At 56.9% G+C, this 18,859-nt stretch carries 17 protein-coding genes, 3 tRNA genes and 1 pseudogene; 11 read left to right on the forward strand and 10 right to left on the reverse strand.

Annotated features, from left to right (window positions below):
* Positions 1-76: 76 nt before the first annotated feature.
* The gene (locus AC6I8E_RS02715; RefSeq protein WP_013356680.1) at positions 77-1,174 is read right to left on the reverse strand and encodes a diguanylate cyclase; all 1,098 of its coding nucleotides are present in this window, start codon (positions 1,172-1,174) and stop codon (positions 77-79) included.
* 231 nt (positions 1,175-1,405) lie between these two features.
* Here AC6I8E_RS02715 and AC6I8E_RS02720 point away from each other — a divergent pair, with 231 nt between their 5' ends.
* Positions 1,406-1,690 carry a DUF1435 domain-containing protein gene (locus tag AC6I8E_RS02720; RefSeq protein WP_013356681.1) on the forward strand — a complete coding sequence of 95 codons (285 nt, stop codon included), beginning with the start codon at positions 1,406-1,408 and terminating at the stop codon, positions 1,688-1,690.
* A gap of 131 nt (positions 1,691-1,821) precedes the next feature.
* On the opposite strand, the gene AC6I8E_RS02725 is transcribed toward AC6I8E_RS02720, so the two are convergent.
* The 4 genes from AC6I8E_RS02725 to rsmC form a co-directional block, all read right to left on the reverse strand.
* Positions 1,822-1,908: transfer RNA gene (locus tag AC6I8E_RS02725), tRNA-Leu, on the reverse strand.
* A gap of 28 nt (positions 1,909-1,936) precedes the next feature.
* Positions 1,937-2,023, reverse strand: a tRNA-Leu gene (locus AC6I8E_RS02730).
* Between the two features lie 30 nt (positions 2,024-2,053).
* Positions 2,054-2,140: transfer RNA gene (locus AC6I8E_RS02735), tRNA-Leu, on the reverse strand.
* Positions 2,141-2,291: 151 nt separating this feature from the next.
* On the reverse strand, positions 2,292-3,323 hold the full coding sequence (gene rsmC, locus AC6I8E_RS02740; protein ID WP_033731428.1) for a 16S rRNA (guanine(1207)-N(2))-methyltransferase RsmC: 1,032 nt from the start codon (positions 3,321-3,323) through the stop codon (positions 2,292-2,294).
* A gap of 106 nt (positions 3,324-3,429) precedes the next feature.
* On the opposite strand from rsmC, the gene AC6I8E_RS02745 reads away from it, so the two are divergent.
* From AC6I8E_RS02745 to yjjG, 3 genes and pseudogenes are all read left to right on the forward strand, one after another.
* Positions 3,430-3,840, forward strand: a complete 411-nt coding sequence (locus AC6I8E_RS02745) for a DNA polymerase III subunit psi (RefSeq protein ID WP_022625367.1) — start codon at positions 3,430-3,432, stop codon at positions 3,838-3,840.
* A complete protein-coding gene (gene rimI, locus AC6I8E_RS02750) occupies positions 3,812-4,252 on the forward strand; it encodes a ribosomal protein S18-alanine N-acetyltransferase (RefSeq protein ID WP_195857379.1) in 441 nt (146 codons plus the stop codon). Before AC6I8E_RS02745 ends, rimI begins: the two co-directional genes overlap by 29 nt.
* An 18-nt stretch (positions 4,253-4,270) precedes the next feature.
* Positions 4,271-4,951 (forward strand): annotated as a pseudogene (gene yjjG / locus AC6I8E_RS02755) (pyrimidine 5'-nucleotidase).
* A 325-nt stretch (positions 4,952-5,276) separates the two neighbouring features.
* Here the strand turns inward: yjjG and AC6I8E_RS02760 are convergent.
* Positions 5,277-5,927, reverse strand: a complete 651-nt coding sequence (locus AC6I8E_RS02760) for a YtjB family periplasmic protein (RefSeq protein WP_497824400.1) — start codon at positions 5,925-5,927, stop codon at positions 5,277-5,279.
* Between the two features lie 107 nt (positions 5,928-6,034).
* On the opposite strand from AC6I8E_RS02760, the gene serB reads away from it, so the two are divergent.
* From serB to nadR, 3 genes are all read left to right on the forward strand, one after another.
* The gene (serB, locus tag AC6I8E_RS02765; RefSeq protein WP_312217138.1) at positions 6,035-7,012 is read left to right on the forward strand and encodes a phosphoserine phosphatase; all 978 of its coding nucleotides are present in this window, start codon (positions 6,035-6,037) and stop codon (positions 7,010-7,012) included.
* Positions 7,013-7,025: 13 nt separating this feature from the next.
* Positions 7,026-8,408: a DNA repair protein RadA gene (gene radA, locus AC6I8E_RS02770; RefSeq protein ID WP_003854897.1), complete on the forward strand. Its 1,383-nt coding sequence runs from the start codon at positions 7,026-7,028 to the stop codon at positions 8,406-8,408.
* 71 nt (positions 8,409-8,479) lie between these two features.
* Positions 8,480-9,721: a multifunctional transcriptional regulator/nicotinamide-nucleotide adenylyltransferase/ribosylnicotinamide kinase NadR gene (nadR, locus tag AC6I8E_RS02775; RefSeq protein WP_033781789.1), complete on the forward strand. Its 1,242-nt coding sequence runs from the start codon at positions 8,480-8,482 to the stop codon at positions 9,719-9,721.
* Between the two features lie 45 nt (positions 9,722-9,766).
* Here nadR and AC6I8E_RS02780 read toward each other — a convergent pair whose 3' ends face one another.
* On the reverse strand, positions 9,767-10,768 hold the full coding sequence (locus AC6I8E_RS02780; RefSeq protein ID WP_095706235.1) for a zinc-binding alcohol dehydrogenase family protein: 1,002 nt from the start codon (positions 10,766-10,768) through the stop codon (positions 9,767-9,769).
* A gap of 186 nt (positions 10,769-10,954) precedes the next feature.
* On the opposite strand from AC6I8E_RS02780, the gene AC6I8E_RS02785 reads away from it, so the two are divergent.
* A complete protein-coding gene (locus tag AC6I8E_RS02785) occupies positions 10,955-11,851 on the forward strand; it encodes a LysR family transcriptional regulator (protein WP_013356690.1) in 897 nt (298 codons plus the stop codon).
* Positions 11,852-11,896: 45 nt separating this feature from the next.
* Here the strand turns inward: AC6I8E_RS02785 and ettA are convergent, their stop codons facing one another.
* Complete coding sequence (gene ettA, locus AC6I8E_RS02790) at positions 11,897-13,564, reverse strand: energy-dependent translational throttle protein EttA (protein ID WP_013356691.1); 1,668 nt, start codon at positions 13,562-13,564, stop codon at positions 11,897-11,899.
* A 180-nt stretch (positions 13,565-13,744) separates the two neighbouring features.
* Positions 13,745-14,509 carry a DNA-binding transcriptional repressor DeoR gene (gene deoR, locus AC6I8E_RS02795; protein ID WP_033784491.1) on the reverse strand — a complete coding sequence of 255 codons (765 nt, stop codon included), beginning with the start codon at positions 14,507-14,509 and terminating at the stop codon, positions 13,745-13,747.
* A gap of 380 nt (positions 14,510-14,889) precedes the next feature.
* Here deoR and rbsK point away from each other — a divergent pair, with 380 nt between their 5' ends.
* The 3 genes from rbsK to AC6I8E_RS02810 are packed head-to-tail and all read left to right on the forward strand — an operon-like array spanning position 14,890 to position 18,152.
* Complete coding sequence (gene rbsK, locus AC6I8E_RS02800) at positions 14,890-15,807, forward strand: ribokinase (protein WP_497824401.1); 918 nt, start codon at positions 14,890-14,892, stop codon at positions 15,805-15,807.
* Positions 15,808-15,816: 9 nt separating this feature from the next.
* Positions 15,817-17,142, forward strand: a complete 1,326-nt coding sequence (gene fucP, locus AC6I8E_RS02805) for an L-fucose:H+ symporter permease (protein ID WP_013356694.1) — start codon at positions 15,817-15,819, stop codon at positions 17,140-17,142.
* On the forward strand, positions 17,139-18,152 hold the full coding sequence (locus AC6I8E_RS02810; RefSeq protein ID WP_147789372.1) for an aldose 1-epimerase family protein: 1,014 nt from the start codon (positions 17,139-17,141) through the stop codon (positions 18,150-18,152). The genes fucP and AC6I8E_RS02810 overlap by 4 nt, the downstream gene beginning before the upstream one ends.
* Before the next feature lie 7 nt (positions 18,153-18,159).
* Here AC6I8E_RS02810 and urtE read toward each other — a convergent pair whose 3' ends face one another.
* Positions 18,160-18,858, reverse strand: coding sequence for an urea ABC transporter ATP-binding subunit UrtE (gene urtE, locus AC6I8E_RS02815; protein WP_095706231.1), 699 nt, complete (start codon positions 18,856-18,858; stop codon positions 18,160-18,162).
* Between the last annotated feature and the right edge of the window lies 1 nt (position 18,859).

Here is an 18,859-nt window from a genome sequence, read left to right on the forward strand (position 1 = left end):
AGAGCGGTCATCAGGCCGGACAGAGCAGCACATCGCTCGCCACTGTTCCGGTCAGCAACGACCGCGTTATGCTTACTCAGGCATGTTCGCTGGAGGTCTGAGGCTGCTGTCGGGGCAAATCTTCCCAGGCGAGAATGGTATTGCGACCCTGATTTTTAGCCACATATAACGCGCTGTCCGCATTGGCGACCGCCAGATCGAACTCATTATCATAAATGGGCGCGATGCCCGCACTGATAGTCACGTGGGTGGAAACGGTCTCGTTGAAAAGGTGAGGGATTTCTAAATCCAGCACATACTGGCGAATTCGCTCTGCCAGCTTCATGGCGATCGAACTGTTCACATTGGTCATCAGCACCAGAAACTCTTCGCCGCCGTAGCGGGTGACGACATCGCGCGAACGCACCGCATCACGAATCGCGACAGAGACACGCGCCAGTGCCTGATCGCCCATCGCATGCCCATAATTATCGTTATAGGCCTTGAAGTGGTCGATATCCAGCAGCAGCACGTAGTGGCTGCCGGCGTGGTTTTCCAGAATATTATCGAGCCGGTTCTTCAGGCCGCGACGGTTATAGAGTCCGGTCAGCGGATCGAGCATGCTGAGGTCACTGAATGTCTCTTTCTCTTCATAAAGCTGATGCATCAGACGCAGGGTAAAGTTGTCGGCACGGCGGCGCATCAGATGCTGCAAAGAGAAACCGATCAGAGGCAGGATGATGGTCAGCAGGATCAGCGGCAGATGCTGTCCATTGTCGAGCAGTAATACGGTGAAGACCGGCGGCGCGACGTGCAGACAAAATGCACCCAGATAATCGCTCAGGGCGATAGCACTGATAAATAACACACTGATCAAACTGATAATAAGAAAGCCACCATCAAAATAGAACACCTGATGAAAGCGATAATTAATGTGCCAGGCCCAGAGCATGCCCAGCAGTAGTGCCACAGGATTTAACAGGGGAAGTTTTAGTCTGGGCCATATTAAATAGGTAATTAACATGATGCCGCTAAAAGCAGCCACACAAATTACCGGCAGTGTCGCGTCATTGGTCTCATTGCTCATTACAGGCAGCAGATAAAATAGCGAAACGGCGATATTTAAAAAGAGAAAAAGCATCACTGAAAGCCGGTATTTACTCTGTTTCAGTTCTTCATATGATTGTAATTTCATTATAAATACTCGTGACGGCCCTGAAATACCAAAGCGCAAGCCGGCAAAAAAAGATTCTGCCAGAGAGTGAGCAAATTATTGCTGTTGCTGTTATTAAAGGTGTTATCGGCCGCAATCTAGCATTTTCCAACTGGTCTGTCATCTTCGTTGCCGGACGTGACAAAAACAGGCTGCAAGGCCGTTAAAACTGTCATATGATAATGGGAATGCTTATCATTTGAGGTTTGCGTCATGGGGATAGCGATTATTGCGGCCTGCGGCCTGTGGGGAGTCAGCTGGGCATTGGGTAAAAAACTGGATAGCGCGTGGGGCGTATTGCTGCCCTGCATCGCACTGCCGCTGTTCGCCTTATGGGAACCGAGCTTCAGTCAGTGGCGGATGGTCATGACGGTGGCGCTGCTGCTGACTGTCGTGATGCTGTTTAATCAGCGTCTGCGACACTATCTGCTGTTGCCATCCTGCCTGGCATTAGCGGGTGGCCTGGCGGCAATCTCTGTGAATTTTCATCTGATTTAATCGAGGCGAAGAGGGTGAAATCGACGTGCCGGGTGAGCTAAAGCGAGCTGAAAACTAAAATGAGCAGGGGATAAAACGGTACTGCAAGGGAAGCAAAAGGGCATTGCGGGGAAAACAGAGGATGACAACGTTGGTGCGAAGAGAGGGACTTGAACCCTCACGTCCGTTAAGACACTAACACCTGAAGCTAGCGCGTCTACCAATTCCGCCACCTTCGCATCGAGTTGTCTGTTCATATCACCGCAATGGTGCGAAGAGAGGGACTTGAACCCTCACGTCCGTTAAGACACTAACACCTGAAGCTAGCGCGTCTACCAATTCCGCCACCTTCGCGCAGTGCTCGCGATATGAAACATGTGATTTTGGTGCGAAGAGAGGGACTTGAACCCTCACGTCCGTTAGGACACTAACACCTGAAGCTAGCGCGTCTACCAATTCCGCCACCTTCGCATACCCGTAACACCCTGAGAATGTTACAACCACGGAGGCGCATTCTAGAGATTTTACTCTTTGCGTCAACAACTATTTCGTCGGGCTGAAACGATCGCTGTAAAAAGCAACGTTTTCAGCCCGGCAACGCCATTAACGCCGGGAAAAGCGATTAGCGCGTTTTGGCTCCGCGACCGTAAACAGCGCGATAAACTTTAAAACGACCGGTCTGTGCGATGACTTCGTGACTGCCGAAGGCTTCATCCAGCGCCTGCGGGTAAGGCAGGAAGGTGTTCGCCACAATACGCAACTCGCCGCCGGTGTTCAGGTGTTTCACTGCGCCACGGATCAGCGCCTGGGCGGCGTCGAGGCTGGTCTGGGTACCTTCATGGAACGGCGGGTTCGAGATAATCATGTCGAAACGCCCCGTGACGTCAGAGAAGACGTTGCTGGCGAAGACTTCTCCCTCGATGCCATTGGCGGCCAGCGTCAATTTACTCGCTTCAATCGCAGCCGCGTGCACGTCGCACAGCCACAGACGCACTTTAGGCGAACGGGCCGGCAGAGAGGCGGCAATCACGCCTGCGCCACAGCCCATATCCAGCACTTTACCTTTGGTGTGCGGAGTAAAGGTCGAGAGCAGCAGGGCACTACCGCTGTCCAGGCCATCACGGCTGAAGACGCCAGGCAGGGTATGAATCGTCAGACCATCCAGCTGATACTGATGACCAAAGCTGCTGGCATCAAACTCAGGCTGTTTGTCCAGGCGACCGTGGTAGAGACCACAGCGACGCGCGCTGTCGATTTTCTCCAGTTTCACCCACGACTCCACCATGCCTTCGGCACTGCGCACGCCGCTGCGGTTTTCACCGACCACGAATACGTCACAGCCGACCGGCAGCAGAGAGAGCAGGTTCTGCAGCTGGAACTGCACTTCCGGCTTATTCTTGGTCCAGAAGTAGACCAGCGTATCGCAGCCCTGCACATCTTCTGCCTGCGCAACCATGCCGTAACGCGCCTGCTCGCCCATACGGCGGCTCAGGTTTTGCCAGTGATGATATTGCTGGGTGTGAACGCGCGACGAGGCGGTTTCCAGCTGAGCGGGCAGGTCATCCTGCAGATCGCCAGCAAATAAAACATGGCGGGCGGTAAATTCATCACTGTGGCGCAGAATGACTTCGCTGGCCGGGGTTAAAGCAGACATGTAGGGCTCCTGTAAGATCTGAGCGGGGATTATAGTGGTTTGTTGGCGCATGTTCGATGGGTTTGCTAGCATAGCGTCGCATTCAGGCAGCAGAACAGGTAACACCATGACGTCCAGGCGCGACTGGCTTTTACAGCAAATGGGAATTACACAGTACCAGCTGCGCCGCCCGCGCGTGCTTCAGGGCGAAATTGCCGTCACGCTGGCACCGGACACGCAGTTAATTATTGTCGCTGACGCGCCGCCCGGTCTGCATGAACCGCTGATGCGCGACGTGCTGCATGCTCTCAACCTGCAACCCGCTCAGGTGATGACGGTGACGCCGGATCAGCTGCAAATGCTGCCGGAGACGCTGAACTGCGCGGGCTGGCTGCTCGGCGTAGAGAGCGAACAGACTTTTAATGGCGTGGCTTTAACCAGCGCCTCTTTCAATGAACTGATCAGTAGCGGCGTCGCCAAACGCGCGCTCTGGCAACAGATGTGTAACCATGACAGCCATCTCTTTACTCACCCCTGACGATCTGGCGCAGGCCTACGCCATTGAATGTCGTAGTCACGCGTTTCCCTGGAGTGAAAAGACGTTTGCCAGCAATCAGGGCGAGCGCTTTATCAATTTACGTCTCGATATCGACGGCAAAATGGCCGCTTTTGCCATTACCCAGGTGGTGCTGGACGAAGCCTCGCTGTTTAACATCGCGGTCGATCCCGCCTTTCAGCGCCAGGGACTGGGCCGCCAGCTGTTGCAGCATCTGATCGATGAACTGATCAAACGCGACGTGCTGACGCTGTGGCTGGAAGTGCGGGCCTCGAACCTGCCCGCCATCGCGCTCTATGAGCAGCTTGGATTCAATCAGGTCAGTCGTCGCCCCAATTATTATCCCACCGCCAGCGGCCGTGAAGATGCCATTCTCATGGCCCTGACGCCGTAGTGGTGTTAAGGAGCTTTAATGTCAGATAACTGGGATTGCATCCTGTTTGATGCCGACGATACCCTTTTTCATTTCGACGCCTATGCTGGTTTGCAACGCCTGTTCGCGGGTTATGACGTGCAGTTCACTGACCAGGATTACAGCGATTATCAGGCGATCAACAAACCGCTGTGGGTCGATTATCAGAACGGCACCATCTCAGCGTTACAGCTGTAGACTCAGCGTTTTAACCACTGGAGCGAAAAGCTCAGCGTTGCGCCAGAGATCCTTAACAGCGGTTTTCTCACCGCAATGGGGGAGATCTGCACGCCGCTGCCGGGTGCGGTCAGTCTGATGAATCAACTGCATGGCCGGGTAAAGATGGGCATTATCACCAACGGCTTTACCGCGCTGCAGCAGACGCGTCTGGAGCGCACCGGTTTCCGTGATTACTTCTCGGCGCTGGTGATCTCTGAGCAGGTCGGCGTGCCAAAACCGGCGGCAGCGATCTTTGATTATGCGCTGGATCTGATGGGCAATCCGGATCGTCAGCGGGTGCTGATGGTGGGTGATACGCCAGAATCAGACATTCTGGGCGGCATGAATGCTGGTGTGAAAACCTGCTGGCTCGATCATGGCACCCGGCCGTTGCCGGAACACATCAGACCAACCTGGCAGGTCAAATCGCTGGGTGAGCTGGAAACGTTGTTGATCGGCTGATTGAAGCTGCCTCGCAAATCCGCAACTTTCTCATAAAAAAGGCCCTCACAGCGGGCCTTTTCCATTTTTGACAAACTCAGTCCGGGCCAGCGGTAAGATCGAGTCTGCGAAGGAAACACGGTCAGATCGGAAAGTCGCTTAAACCATCCCTGGCCGCTCGGCCCGCGCCGTCCCTGGCGCGGGACGCTTTCCTCCTCTGCCCGTGTTCCCTGCGCATTCAGCTTATTCATTGCGGTCATACAAACCCGGATTTTGTTTTTTGAGCAGTATAAAAAAGGCCCGCTGTGCGGGCCTTTCTCGTTTTATCTTTACCGCAGCCGGCGCGTTACTCTTTCTTCTCGTCGTCCTCATCCCGGTCCTCTTTCACCGGGGTGCTGGCGGTAAGCAGAAACGGTGACTGCTGCCAGCGGGTGCGGCGGTGGCGCAGCAGAGTGCGGGAGAGAATAATGCCGATCGCCAGCGCCAGCAGCATCATCAGACGCAGAATATTGGTGGTGTTGTCGACCTGATGTGAGTCGGTGACCAGCACGTGAGTATCCAGCGTTACGCGCAGAAAGCCCAGCGGGCCATCGTTTCCGGCCAGCGGCTGCACAATCTGGTGGTTGAAATAGCTGCCCGCGCGCTTGCCGTCGAGCGCCAGCCGGTCACGGACATTGATGTTTTCACCGCTGTGCGCCACCAGGCTGCCGTCGCCGTCATACACGGACGCATCCAGAATACGGCTGTTCGCCGTCATCTGATTAAGAATGGCTTCGATCTGATTCCGGTTATTTTCACTGTTGTCCATCAACGGTTTAAGGCTGAATGCCACCTGGCTGGTCAGCGTATGCGCCAGCTCCTCGACCTGCTCAGAACGCGCCGCCTGATGGCCGAGACTGAACCAGGAGGCGCCCTGCATCAGCACGACCAGCAGCGCCATCGAGATAAGCACGATCACGGTACGATGTAAGCGAAATTTCAGTGCGGTTTTAGCCATTAATCATCCGGGTCATATCACAACAGAAAGCCTGGAGATTATGTTGCCAGAAGCGGCGCAGACAAGGTAGCCTCTTGCGTGGTTTTGTTGTCCCTACAGGAGCTCTGATGCCAAATCGTTTAACCTGGTGCGATCTTCCCGCCGATGTCTCCCTCTGGCCGGGTTTGCCCCTTTCTCTTAGCGGTGATGAAGTGATGCCGCTGGATTATCGCGCTGGCCGCACCGGCTGGCTGCTGTATGGCCGCGGGCTGGATAAGCAACGGCTGACCGATTACCAGCACCAACTGGGTGCGGCGATGGTGATCGTCAGCGCCTGGAACGTCGATGAGTATCAGGTGATTCGCCTGGCGGGATCGCTGACGCCGTTTGCCAGCAAGCTGGCGCACGGCGCCGGGCTGGACGTAGCGCCGCTGGGCAAAATCCCGCATCTCAAAACGCCGGGCCTGCTGGTCATGGATATGGACTCGACCGCGATTCAGATCGAATGCATCGACGAGATTGCTAAACTGGCGGGCTGCGGCGAGCAGGTGGCGGAAGTGACGGAGCGCGCAATGCGCGGCGAACTCGACTTCACCGCCAGCCTGCGTCAGCGCGTCGCTACCCTGCAGGGCGCGGACGCCAATATTCTCAAACAGGTGCGTGATGCGCTGCCGCTGATGCCAGGCTTAACGACGCTGACGCAGAAACTGCAGGCGCTGGGCTGGCAGGTTGCCATCGCGTCCGGCGGCTTTACCTACTACGCCGACTACCTGCGCGACAAGCTGCATCTGTCCGCGGTGGTGGCCAATGAACTCGAAATTCGCGACGGCAAGCTGACCGGCAACGTGCTGGGTCCGATTGTCGACGCACAGTACAAAGCCGATACCCTGAAGAAGCTGGCGCAGCGTTTTGACATTGCGCCAGAACAGACGGTGGCGATCGGCGATGGAGCCAATGACCTGCTGATGATCAAAGCCTCAGCGCTGGGCATTGCGTTCCATGCTAAACCTAAGGTGAATGAGCAGACTGCGGTCACCATTCGCCATGCCGATTTAATGGGTGTGTTCTGCATCCTCACCGGCAGCCTGATCCACGAAGAGCGTTAACAGAGGTATTGATTTGGCCAAAGCGGCAAAACGCGCATTTGTCTGTAATGAATGCGGCGCAGATTACCCACGCTGGCAGGGGCAATGCAGCGCCTGTCACGCCTGGAACACCATCACCGAGGTGCGCATCGCCGCCTCGCCCGCCGCTGCGCGTAACGAGCGCCTGAGTGGTTATGCTGGCAGCGCCGGCACCAGCCGGGTGCAGAAGCTCTCTGAAATCAGCCTGGAGGCGTTACCGCGCTTCTCGACCAGCTTCAAAGAGTTTGACCGTGTACTGGGCGGCGGCGTCGTACCGGGCAGCGCTATTCTGATTGGCGGCAGTCCGGGCGCGGGCAAATCCACGCTGCTGCTGCAGGTGATGTGCCGGTTGTCAGAAGGGATGAAAACCCTTTACGTAACCGGTGAAGAATCACTGCAACAGGTGGCGATGCGCGCCCATCGTCTGGGATTACCCACCGAAAATGTGAATATGCTGTCGGAAACCAGCATTGAGCAGATCTGCCTGATCGCCGAGCAGGAGCAACCGCAACTGATGGTGATCGACTCGATCCAGGTGATGCACATGGCGGAGATCCAGTCATCGCCGGGCAGCGTGGCTCAGGTGCGGGAAACCGCTGCTTACCTGACGCGCTTCGCCAAAACGCGCGGCGTGGCGATCATCATGGTCGGCCACGTCACCAAAGATGGCTCGCTGGCCGGGCCGAAGGTGCTGGAGCACTGCATCGACTGTTCGGTGCTGCTGGATGGCGATGCCGACTCCCGCTTCCGCACCCTGCGTAGCCATAAGAATCGCTTTGGCGCGGTGAATGAGCTGGGTGTATTTGCCATGACCGAGCAGGGCATGCGTGAAGTCAGCAATCCATCCGCTATCTTCCTGTCGCGTGGCGAAGAGGTCACCTCGGGCAGTTCGGTCATGGTGCTGTGGGAGGGAACGCGTCCGCTGCTGGTGGAGATTCAGGCGCTGGTCGATCACTCCATGATGGGCAATCCGCGCCGCGTGGCGGTGGGTCTGGAGCAGAACCGTCTGGCGATTCTGCTCGCCGTTTTACACCGCCACGGCGGATTGCAGATGGCGGATCAGGATGTGTTCGTCAACGTGGTTGGTGGCGTTAAAGTCACCGAAACCAGTGCGGATCTGGCGCTGATGCTGTCGATGGTGTCGAGCCTGCGCGATCGTCCACTGCCACAGGATCTGGTGATCTTCGGCGAAGTGGGACTGGCCGGTGAGATCCGTCCGGTGCCCAGCGGTCAGGAGCGCATCTCTGAAGCAGCGAAGCATGGCTTCAAACGCGCCATTGTACCGGCGGGGAATGCACCGAAAAAACCGATTGCCGGGATGCAGGTTTTCAGCGCGAAGAAGCTGGCCGATGCGCTGGCGATTCTGGACGATCTGTAACGCGCCTGCGGCCAGCCTGCGTCGCGGGCTGGCCGCTCCCACCTTAACCGCATTGATGCAGGAGGCACGACATGTCGTCGTTTGATTATCTGAAAACGGCCATTCGCCAGCAGGGCCATACGCTGCAACAGGTCGCTGATGCCAGCGGCATGACCAAAGGCTATCTGAGCCAGTTGCTCAATGCCAAAATCAAAAGTCCCAGCGCGCAAAAGCTGGAGGCGCTGCACCGCTTTCTGGGCCTGGAGTTTCCGCGCCGTGATAAAACGGTGGGCGTGGTATTTGGTAAGTTTTATCCGCTGCATACCGGCCATATCTATCTGATTCAGCGCGCCTGTAGCCAGGTGGATGAGCTGCATATCATTATGGGTTATGACGAGCCGCGCGACCGCGAGCTGTTTGAGAACAGCGCGATGTCACAGCAGCCGACGGTCAGCGATCGCCTGCGCTGGCTGCTGCAGACCTTTAAGTATCAGAAGAATATCCGCATTCACGCCTTTGATGAGGAGGGGATCGAACCTTATCCGCACGGCTGGGATGTCTGGAGTCAAGGCGTCAGCGCGTTTCTCAGTGAGCACGGCATTGCGCCAGACTGCATCTACACCAGCGAAGCGCCCGATGCGGAGATGTACCAGCAGCACCTGGGCATTCAGACTGTGCTGGTCGATCCTAACCGATCCTTTATGAGCATCAGCGGCGCGCAGATTCGTCAGGATCCGTTCCGCTTCTGGGATTACATTCCCACGGAAGTGAAACCGTTCTTTGTGCGCACCGTGGCGATCCTTGGCGGAGAGTCGAGCGGTAAATCGACGCTGGTGAATAAACTCGCCAACATCTTCAATACCACCAGTGCCTGGGAATATGGCCGCGATTATGTCTTTTCCCATCTGGGCGGTGACGAAATGGCGCTACAATATTCCGATTACGACAAGATCGCGCTGGGCCAGGCGCAGTACATCGATTTCGCCGTCAAATATGCCAACAAAGTGGCGTTTATCGACACCGACTTTGTCACCACGCAGGCGTTTTGTCTCAAGTATGAAGGGCGTGAGCATCCGTTTGTGCAGGCGCTGATCGATGAATATCGTTTTGATCTGGTAATCCTGCTGGAGAACAATGTGCCCTGGGTCGCGGATGGCTTGCGCAGCCTGGGCAGTTCAGTGGATCGACGGGAGTTTCAGTCGATGCTGGTCACGATGCTGCGGGAAAACAACATCGAATTCCTGCATGTGAAGGAAGATGATTATGACACTCGCTTCCTGCGCTGCATTGAACTGGTTAAAGCGATGCTGGGCGAGAAAAACGCCCAGCCGTAACGCATGCATTGGCCCGGTCTGCCGAAAGGCAGCCGGGTCAGCGCATTAATAGACCATCACCACTTTGCCACGCATGTGGCCTTCCAGCACGCGCTGGTGGGCGGCGGTTAAGGTCTCAACGCTTAAACCGTGCAGCGTTTCGCTCAGCGTGGTTTGCAGCTTCCCTTCGTCCAGCAATGCTGATACCGCATCCAGAATCTCACCCTGACGCGCCATATCCGGCGTGTTAAACATGCTGCGGGTATACATCAGTTCGAAGTGCAGTGCCGCACTCTTCAGCTTCAGCTGATCCATCGACAGCGGATGTTCGTTTTCCACGATGGTGCAGATATGACCCTGCGGAGCGATCAGCTTCGCCATGGTTTCCCAGTGACCGTCGGTGTCATTCAGGCAGAAGATATAATCGACCTGCTTAATGCCCTGTTTCTCCAGCTCACCAATCATATCTTTGTAGTTGATCACCAGATCGGCACCGCGATCGCGGCACCACTGGGCGGAATCTTCACGCGAGGCGGTCGCAATGATCTTCACTTTGCTGCGCAGCTTCGCCAGCGGGATCGCCAGCGATCCGACACCGCCTGCGCCGCCGACGATCAGCAGCGTCTGATCTTCTGATGCTGTTTCAAGATTCAGTCGTTCAAACAGGCCTTCCCAGGCGGTCAGGGCTGTCAGCGGGATCGCCGCCGACTGCGCCCAGTCCAGGCTCTCTGGCTTGTGACCGGTGATGCGTGAGTCAACCAGCTGCTCGGTGCTGTTACTGCCAGGACGGGTCAGGTCGCCCGCATAGAAGACTTCATCGCCAGGCTTAAAGTTGCTGACTGAGCTGCCCACTTCCAGCACGACGCCGCTGGCATCCCAGCCGAGGATGCGTGGCTGCTGTAAGCCATTCTTCTTCGCCCCTTTGTGCACCTTGGTATCGACCGGATTGACGGACGCAGCTTTGACTTCAACGCGCAGGTCATACTCACCTGGCGCTGGGGTTTCAGGGAAAATTTCAGTGAAGTGTTCAGGATTTTCCGGATTAATTGCGATAGCGCGAATAGACATAACGTTTTCCTGTGTAGTTAAGCAAAGAGTCTGGCTCTTTTCTCTGACAGCCTGGCCGGGAGTCGGTGTACATACTCTCCATGGACAGACGGGCTGTAATGATGAAGACAGGCTTTAAGTGTAGAACCTGATTTTAGCGGTGATAAGATGGACAATCTTTCATAGAGTGTTCGTCTGAGGTGAACAATGGCGTTTCGTCAGTGGCAGGATATGGCGCTGTTTGCGCTGGTGGCGGAGTGCGGCAGCTTTACCGGCGCGGCGGAACGCGCGGGTCTGCCCAAATCGAGCGTCAGTCAGCGCATCAGCCAGCTGGAGCAGCGGCTGGGGATCCGGTTACTGAACCGCACCACCCGCCAGCTCAATCTGACCTTTGCCGGTGAGCGTTATCTGCTGCACTGTCAGGAAATGATGCAGGCCAGTGAACGCGCCGATCAGGCGATTGCCAGCCTGCGGGAAAACCCCAGCGGGCGCCTGCGCATCACCAGCCCGGCAGGGATTGGCGCTACGCTGCTGGCGCGCTGTAATGCAGAGTTTTTACGTCTCTATCCGGATGTGACGCTGGATGTCTCGATCTCCGATGAGATGCGCGATCTGGTGCAGGAGGGCTTTGATGTGGCGCTGCGCACCGGTCAGCCGCAGGAATCTTCACTGATTGGCCGCCGGATAGGCAACTGCCCGCGGCTGCTGGTGGCTTCTCAGCACTATCTTAACCAGCACCCGCCGCTGCTGCATCCACAGCAGCTGTCGGCTCACCGCTGTATTGCGCATCGCGCCTGGAATGAATGGGTTTTGCAGCGTGACGATGAGTTCTACCGCTGGCTGCTGCCGCCGGGTCATCTCACCGACAATTTACTCTATGCGCGTGAATCGGCGCTGGGCGATGCGGGCATTACGCTGCTGCCGCACTTTCTGACTGATGGCGCGATGGCGGATCCCCGGCTGGTGCCGGTGCTGCCGGACTGGGAAGTGGAGGGGAATGAGCTATGGCTGGTCTATCCGGGGCGAAAGCTGAACTCACCCGCGCTGGCGCGCTTTATTGAGTTCGCACTGCAGTCCCCGGTGTTCAGGGAGTTTTATCGCTGATACAGCGATAAAAAAGGGCGGCATCGCTGCCGCCCGTTTAGTCAATTACTTCGTCATACGTTTGTACTTGATGCGCTTCGGCTCCAGCGCGTCGGCGCCGAGGGTACGCTTCTTGTACTCTTCATATTCGGTAAAGTTACCTTCGAAGAATTCGATGTTGCCTTCATCCTGGTAATCCAGAATGTGCGTCGCGATACGGTCAAGGAACCAGCGGTCATGCGAGATCACCATCGCACAGCCCGGGAACTCCAGCAGGGCGTTTTCCAGCGCGCGCAGGGTTTCGATGTCCAGGTCGTTGGTTGGTTCATCGAGCAGCAGCATGTTGCCGCCAACCTGCAGCAGTTTTGCGAGGTGCAGACGACCACGCTCACCACCGGAGAGTTCGCCCACGCGTTTGCCCTGATCGACGCCTTTAAAGTTAAAGCGTCCGACATAGGCACGGCTTGGCATCTCGGTGTTACCGATACGCATGATGTCCTGACCGCCGGAGACTTCTTCCCACACGGTTTTGGAATTGTCCATGCTGTCGCGGAACTGATCGACGGAGGCCAGCTTAACGGTCTCACCCAGTACGATGCTGCCGGAATCAGGCTGTTCCTGACCGGACATCATGCGGAACAGCGTTGATTTACCCGCGCCGTTCGGACCGATAATCCCGACAATCGCGCCTTTTGGCACGGAGAACGAGAGATCGTCAATCAGCACACGGTCGCCATAGGACTTACGCAGATTGCTGACTTCCAGCACTTTGTCACCCAGACGGGCACCTGGCGGAATGAACAGTTCGTTGGTTTCGTTACGCTTCTGGTAGTCGGTGTTGTTCAGCTCTTCAAAGCGTGCCAGACGGGCTTTGCCTTTCGACTGCTGGCCTTTAGGTCCTTTGCGAACCCACTCCAGCTCTTTCTCAATCGACTTACGACGAGCGGCTTCAGAAGAGGCTTCCTGCGCCAGACGCGCATCTTTCTGCTCCAGCCAGGAGGAGTAGTTGCCTTCCCACGGAATACCTTCACCGCGGTCAAGTTCCAGAATCCAGCCTGCCACATTATCCAGGAAGTAACGGTCGTGCGTAATCGCGACGACGGTGCCTTCGAAGTCATGCAGGAAGCGCTCCAGCCAGGCGACAGATTCGGCATCCAGGTGGTTCGTTGGTTCGTCCAGCAGCAGCATGTCTGGTTTTTCCAGCAGCAGGCGGCACAGGGCGACGCGGCGACGTTCACCACCGGAAAGGGTGGCGATTTTCGCGTCCCAGTCCGGCAGGCGCAGCGCATCGGCAGCACGTTCCAGCTGGGTATTCAGGTTGTGACCATCGTGTGCCTGGATGATCTCTTCCAGACGGCCCTGTTCAGCGGCCAGCTTGTCGAAATCTGCACCCTCTTCGGCATAGAGCGCGTAGACTTCGTCGAGACGTTTCAGTGCGCCAACCACTTCTGACAGCGCTTCTTCAACCGACTCGCGCACGGTGTGTTCAAGGTTAAGCTGCGGCTCCTGCGGCAGGTAGCCAATCTTGATGCCTGGCTGCGGACGCGCTTCCCCTTCGATGTCTTTATCGATGCCGGCCATGATGCGCAGCAAGGTAGATTTACCCGCACCGTTCAGACCGAGTACGCCGATTTTTGCGCCAGGGAAGAAGCTGAGGGAGATGTTTTTCAGAATATGACGCTTCGGCGGAACCACTTTGCCGACGCGATGCATGCTATAGACGAATTGAGCCACGTTGGTTTGAGCCTCTGGGTCTGTTGGTCGTTGGAATGATGTCGAAGTTTAGCCTTTTTCACCGTCTAATCCCAGCCGGGGGGCGGCGAATAATGCCCTGTAGGACGTGATGCCGGGCAGCATGCGGGATAACTGACTGATTTCCGCGCTCAATCGCTGACGATAGTGCCGGGGCAGGCTTCAGGGCAGGCGCAGCGGTATCGCCTGCTGTACCAGCCAGTTTTGTAACGCCTGATCGGGCGCGCTATCACTCACCAGCAGATCAAAGCGCTGCAGCTCGGCGATGCGTGCAGGCAGCACTTTGCCATATTTACTGCTGTCCGCCACCAGCACCGACTTACGGGCGCGCAGCATGGCGTGATGCTTCATCATCAGTTCATTGGTGTTGTAGCAGGTCGCACCCTGATCTTTGTCGATGCCCGCGGCAGAGATAAAGGCCAACGTCGGACAGAGATCGTCAAGGATGGTATGCACGCCAATTGGCGTAAACAGCGCATTGTCGGCATGAAATTCACCGCCGCTGAGAATCACATTGCAGGCCGGTTTCTCTTTCAGGGTCAGAAAGGTGTTCATGGCGCAGCAGATGGCGGTAAATGACAGGGTGTCGGGAATGGCATCGACGATATAGGGCAGGGTGGTGCCGCAGTCAAAAAAGACCGTATCGTTCTCGTTGATCAGGCTGGCCGCCGCCTGCGCCAGCCGCTGCTTTCTGGCGGCATTCTGCCCATGCTGATCGCTGACAAAATAGTGGCCGGCATGACTTTTCGGATCGCTGACAATGTAACCGCCCAGCAGGACCACGCTGGAACCCGGCTCGGTTAAATCACGGCGAACCGTCATCTCTGAGACACCTAACAGCTGGGCCGCATCTTTCAGATGCAGTTTGTCGGTGCGTTTAAGCGCCTGCGTCAGCTTGTGAATGCGTTCGTCGCGCCGGGTTTCCATGGTCATCTCTCTGTTACCTATCCTGCAGTGCGGAGAAGGGACGTCATAATCGACGTCGATACGCTACAAACCTCACAGATTTGAATGAGTTGCGTCTCATCCGCCAGGCTGGCAGTTAATCTTACCCGCAATCTGTAAGGGCCGCAAACCTCCGCCATACGGTGATAACGGACCCTCCCTGCAGACGATCACGCCTCTCAGTCGCCACGCTCCATGATGTGATCTTGTTATAATAGTAACACCCTGAATCCCTTCTTATGCCGTCTCCCGGCAATTTCCGCCGCTTCAGGATGTGGTTTTTGTCACATATTTAACCTTTTAGAAAGGTTATTGTTACTTTAATAACATTTTAAATGTGAAAAACATCGGGGAGGTTCGTCATGACAATTGCGGTCATCGGCTCAAACATGGTCGATCTGATTACCTACACCAACAGCCTGCCGAAAGCGGGCGAAACCCTTGAAGCGCCCGACTTTGCCATTGGCTGCGGCGGTAAAGGCGCTAACCAGGCGGTCGCGGCCGCGAAAATGGGCGGCAACGTGATGATGGTCAGCAAGGTCGGCGACGACCTCTTTGCTCCCAACACCGTAGCCAATTTACAGCAGCAGGGCGTGGACACGCGTTTTGTCACCACCGCACCGGGCACCTCCAGCGGCGTGGCACCGATTTTTGTCGATGATCAATCGCAGAACCGCATTCTGATTATCAAAGGTGCCAACCAGCAGCTTAAACCAGCCGATATCGACGACGCGGCTGAGACACTGAAAGCCTGTGAGCTGATCATCCTGCAGCTGGAGATTCCGCTGGAGACGGTCTATTACGCCATCGATTTTGCCCGCCAGCATCAGATCCGGGTGATCCTCAATCCGGCGCCAGCCGTCGCCACGCTGGATATCCACTACGCCTGCAAATGCGACTTCTTCATGCCGAACGAAACCGAGCTGGAGATCCTCACCGGCCTGCCGGTCAGCACTGATGAAGAGGTGATCCTCGCCGGTCAGTCGCTGCTGAAGCGCGGCCTTAAAAATCTGATCATCACGCTGGGGAGTCGCGGTTCGGTCTGGATGAGCGGCGACGAGGTGCATCGTGTGGCCGCAACGCCGGTTCAGGCGGTCGATACCAGCGGCGCGGGCGATGCCTTTATCGGCTGCTTTGCGTATCTGCTGGTGGAAACCGGCGATGTGGTCACCGCCATGACTCAGGCCTCGGCTTATGCCGCCTGCAGCGTCACCGGGCGCGGCACGCAGTGTGCTTATCCCGACGCCGAGGCTTTCCAGCGTTTTCTCAACCGTAACTGAGGTGCTGCTATGCAACAGAAAATTGTTCAGCAATCTGATGGCTATCTGAATAAAACGCCGCTGTTCCAGTTCATTCTGCTGTCATGCCTCTTTCCGCTCTGGGGTTGTGCGGCGAGTCTCAACGATATCCTGATCACCCAGTTTAAAAGCGTCTTTGCCCTGAGCGACTTTGCCAGTGCGCTGGTGCAGAGCGCCTTTTATGGCGGCTATTTTCTGATTGCGATCCCCGCCTCGCTGGTGATCCGCAAAACCAGTTACAAGATGGCGATCATGATTGGCCTGGCGCTCTACATTGCTGGCTGTATCGCCTTCTATCCTGCTTCGCACATGGCGACCTACACCATGTTCCTGGCAGCGATCTTTGCCATCGCCATTGGCCTGAGTTTTCTGGAAACTGCGGCTAACACCTACAGCTCGATGATTGGTCATCGGGACCACGCCACGCTGCGCCTTAATGTCAGCCAGACCTTCTACCCGATTGGTGCGCTGATGGGGATCGTGCTGGGTAAATATCTGGTGTTCCAGGATGGCGACAGCCTGGAAAGTCAGATGGCGACGATGACGGCAGAGCAGGCGCATGCCTTCCGCCTGACGATGCTGGAACATACGCTGGAGCCCTACAAATATCTGGTCATGGTGCTGGTGGTCGTGATGCTGCTGTTTATGTTCACCCGCTATCCGCGCTGTAAACCAGAGAGTAATGAGAAATCCCGGCCGTCGCTGGGCGAAACCTTCCGCTATCTGGCGGCTAATCGTCACTTCAAACGGGGCATTGTGACCCAGTTCCTCTATGTCGGCATGCAGGTGGCGGTCTGGTCATTTACTATTCGTCTGGCGCTGACGCTGGGGGCGGCCAATGAACGTCACGCTTCGAACTTTATGATCTACAGCTTCGTCTGCTTCTTTATCGGCAAGTTCGTGGCGAACTTCCTGATGACCCGCTTCCGTGCCGAGAAAGTGCTGATCGCCTATTCGGTGCTGGGCGTGCTGACGCTGGCCTGGGTGATGCTGGTGCCGAACTTTACCGCCGTCTACGCCGCCGTGTTTGTCAGCGTGCTGTTTGGCCCCTGCTGGGCAACGATCTATGCCGGTACGCTGGCGACGGTCGATAATAAATATACCGAAGTGGCAGGCGCGTTTATCGTGATGGCGATTGTCGGCGCGGCTTTTGTTCCGGCGCTGCAGGGCCTGGTGTCTGACACGCTGGGGTCAATGCAGCTGGCGTTTGGCGTCTCGCTGCTCTGTTTTGCCTGGGTCGGATTCTACTTCTATGGCGAACTGCGCCATAAAAAACAGCCGGTTGCCGCTGGTCGTCTGGTGGAGGAGTTATCATGAAAACCCGTTTACCCTTAGCGCGTGAGCAGTTTCACGCCACGCCCTGGGTGCTATTAGAGAGCGATGACTTCCGGGTTGAGCTGTTTCGCTATCCGGCGGGCATTGAGGCGGTGCGCATTCATAACCGGCGCGGCAGCGTGACCGTGCTGCCGTTTCTCGGTCAGATGATCTGGGACGTGCAGTTCGACGATCATAACCTGACCATGGGCCACAGTTTTAAACAGCCGCTGCCCGCCAGTTCGATCATCGACACCTATGGCTGTTTTGCGTTTCATTCGGGGCTGCTGGCTAACGGCTGCCCGGCGCCAGAGGACGACCATCCGCTGCACGGTGAAATGGCCTGCGCCCGCATGGATAGCGCCTGGCTGGTGCTGGACGATCAGACGCTGTCGCTGGAAGGGGAGTGTGAATATGTTAAAGGGTTCGGCCATCACTACCTTGCGGCACCTGCCGTCCGCATTCAGGCCGATCGGCCCCGGCTGACGATAGAGATGACGGTGACCAATCTCGCCGGTGCACCGATGCCGTTGCAGTATATGTGTCACCTCAATAGCGCGTGGGTCGATCAGGGACGCTTCCGGCAATCGATCCCCGAAGAGGCATTCCAGCAGCGTCGCTCGATCCCCGCGCACCTTAAACCGACACCGGCCTGGCGCGAGTACACGGATCGCTTATCGCGCGATCCACAAGCGTTACAGCAGCTCGATCAGCCGCAGCTCTGCGATCCGGAGATCGTCTTCTTCGCGGACGATCTGCCGCAGTATGGCGATGAGGTGCAGTTTGAGCTGCACTCGCCGCAGGGCTTTGCGCTGATGACGCGCTTCTCTACCGCGCAGTTCCCGCACGCGACCCGCTGGCTGCTGCACAACCACGATCAGCAGGTGGCGGCCTACATTCTGCCTGCCACCTGTCGGCCAGAGGGCTTTCTTGCCGCGCAGCAGGCTGGCACGCTGATCACTCTGGCCAGCGGTGAACAGCGGCACTTCTCAGTGGAGACCGGTTTACTGTGAGCCGGATTTAAATAGCCACCAGGCCGCGCACACCCTCAGCTTCCATGGTGTCGCCGCGGCCCCGCTGTACGATCTCCCCGCGCGACATCACCAGATAGCTGTCCGCCAGCTCCGCCGCGAAGTCATAGAACTGCTCCACCAGCAGGATCGCCATATCACCGCGCTGCGCCAGTTGGCGGATCACCGCGCCGATCTCTTTGATCACCGAAGGCTGGATCCCTTCGGTCGGCTCGTCGAGGATCAGCAGCTGTGGCCGACAGGCCAGCGCCCGGCCGATCGCCAGTTGCTGCTGCTGACCGCCCGAGAGATCGCCGCCCCGTCGTGACTTCATCGCCAGCAGCACCGGAAAAAGCTGGTAGATCTCCTCCGGCACTTCACGCGCCACTGCTGCCGGAAAGCGCGACAGACCCATCAGCAGGTTCTCTTCCACCGTCAGACGCGGAAAGATTTCCCGCCCCTGTGGCACATAGGCGATACCCGCCTGCACCCGCTGGTGCGGCTTACGACCATTCATTCGCTGCTGCTGCCACTGAATCTCGCCTGACTTCGCCGGAATCAGCCCCATCAGGCACTTCAGCAGCGTGGTTTTCCCCACGCCATTGCGCCCCAGCAGACAGGTGATTTCGCCAATCTTTACCTCAAATGACAGGCCGCGCAGAATGTGACTGCCGCCATAATATTGATTCAGTTCAGTAACCTGTAACATC

This window comes from Pantoea sp. X-Soil-YNGN-785 (assembly GCF_059730585.1).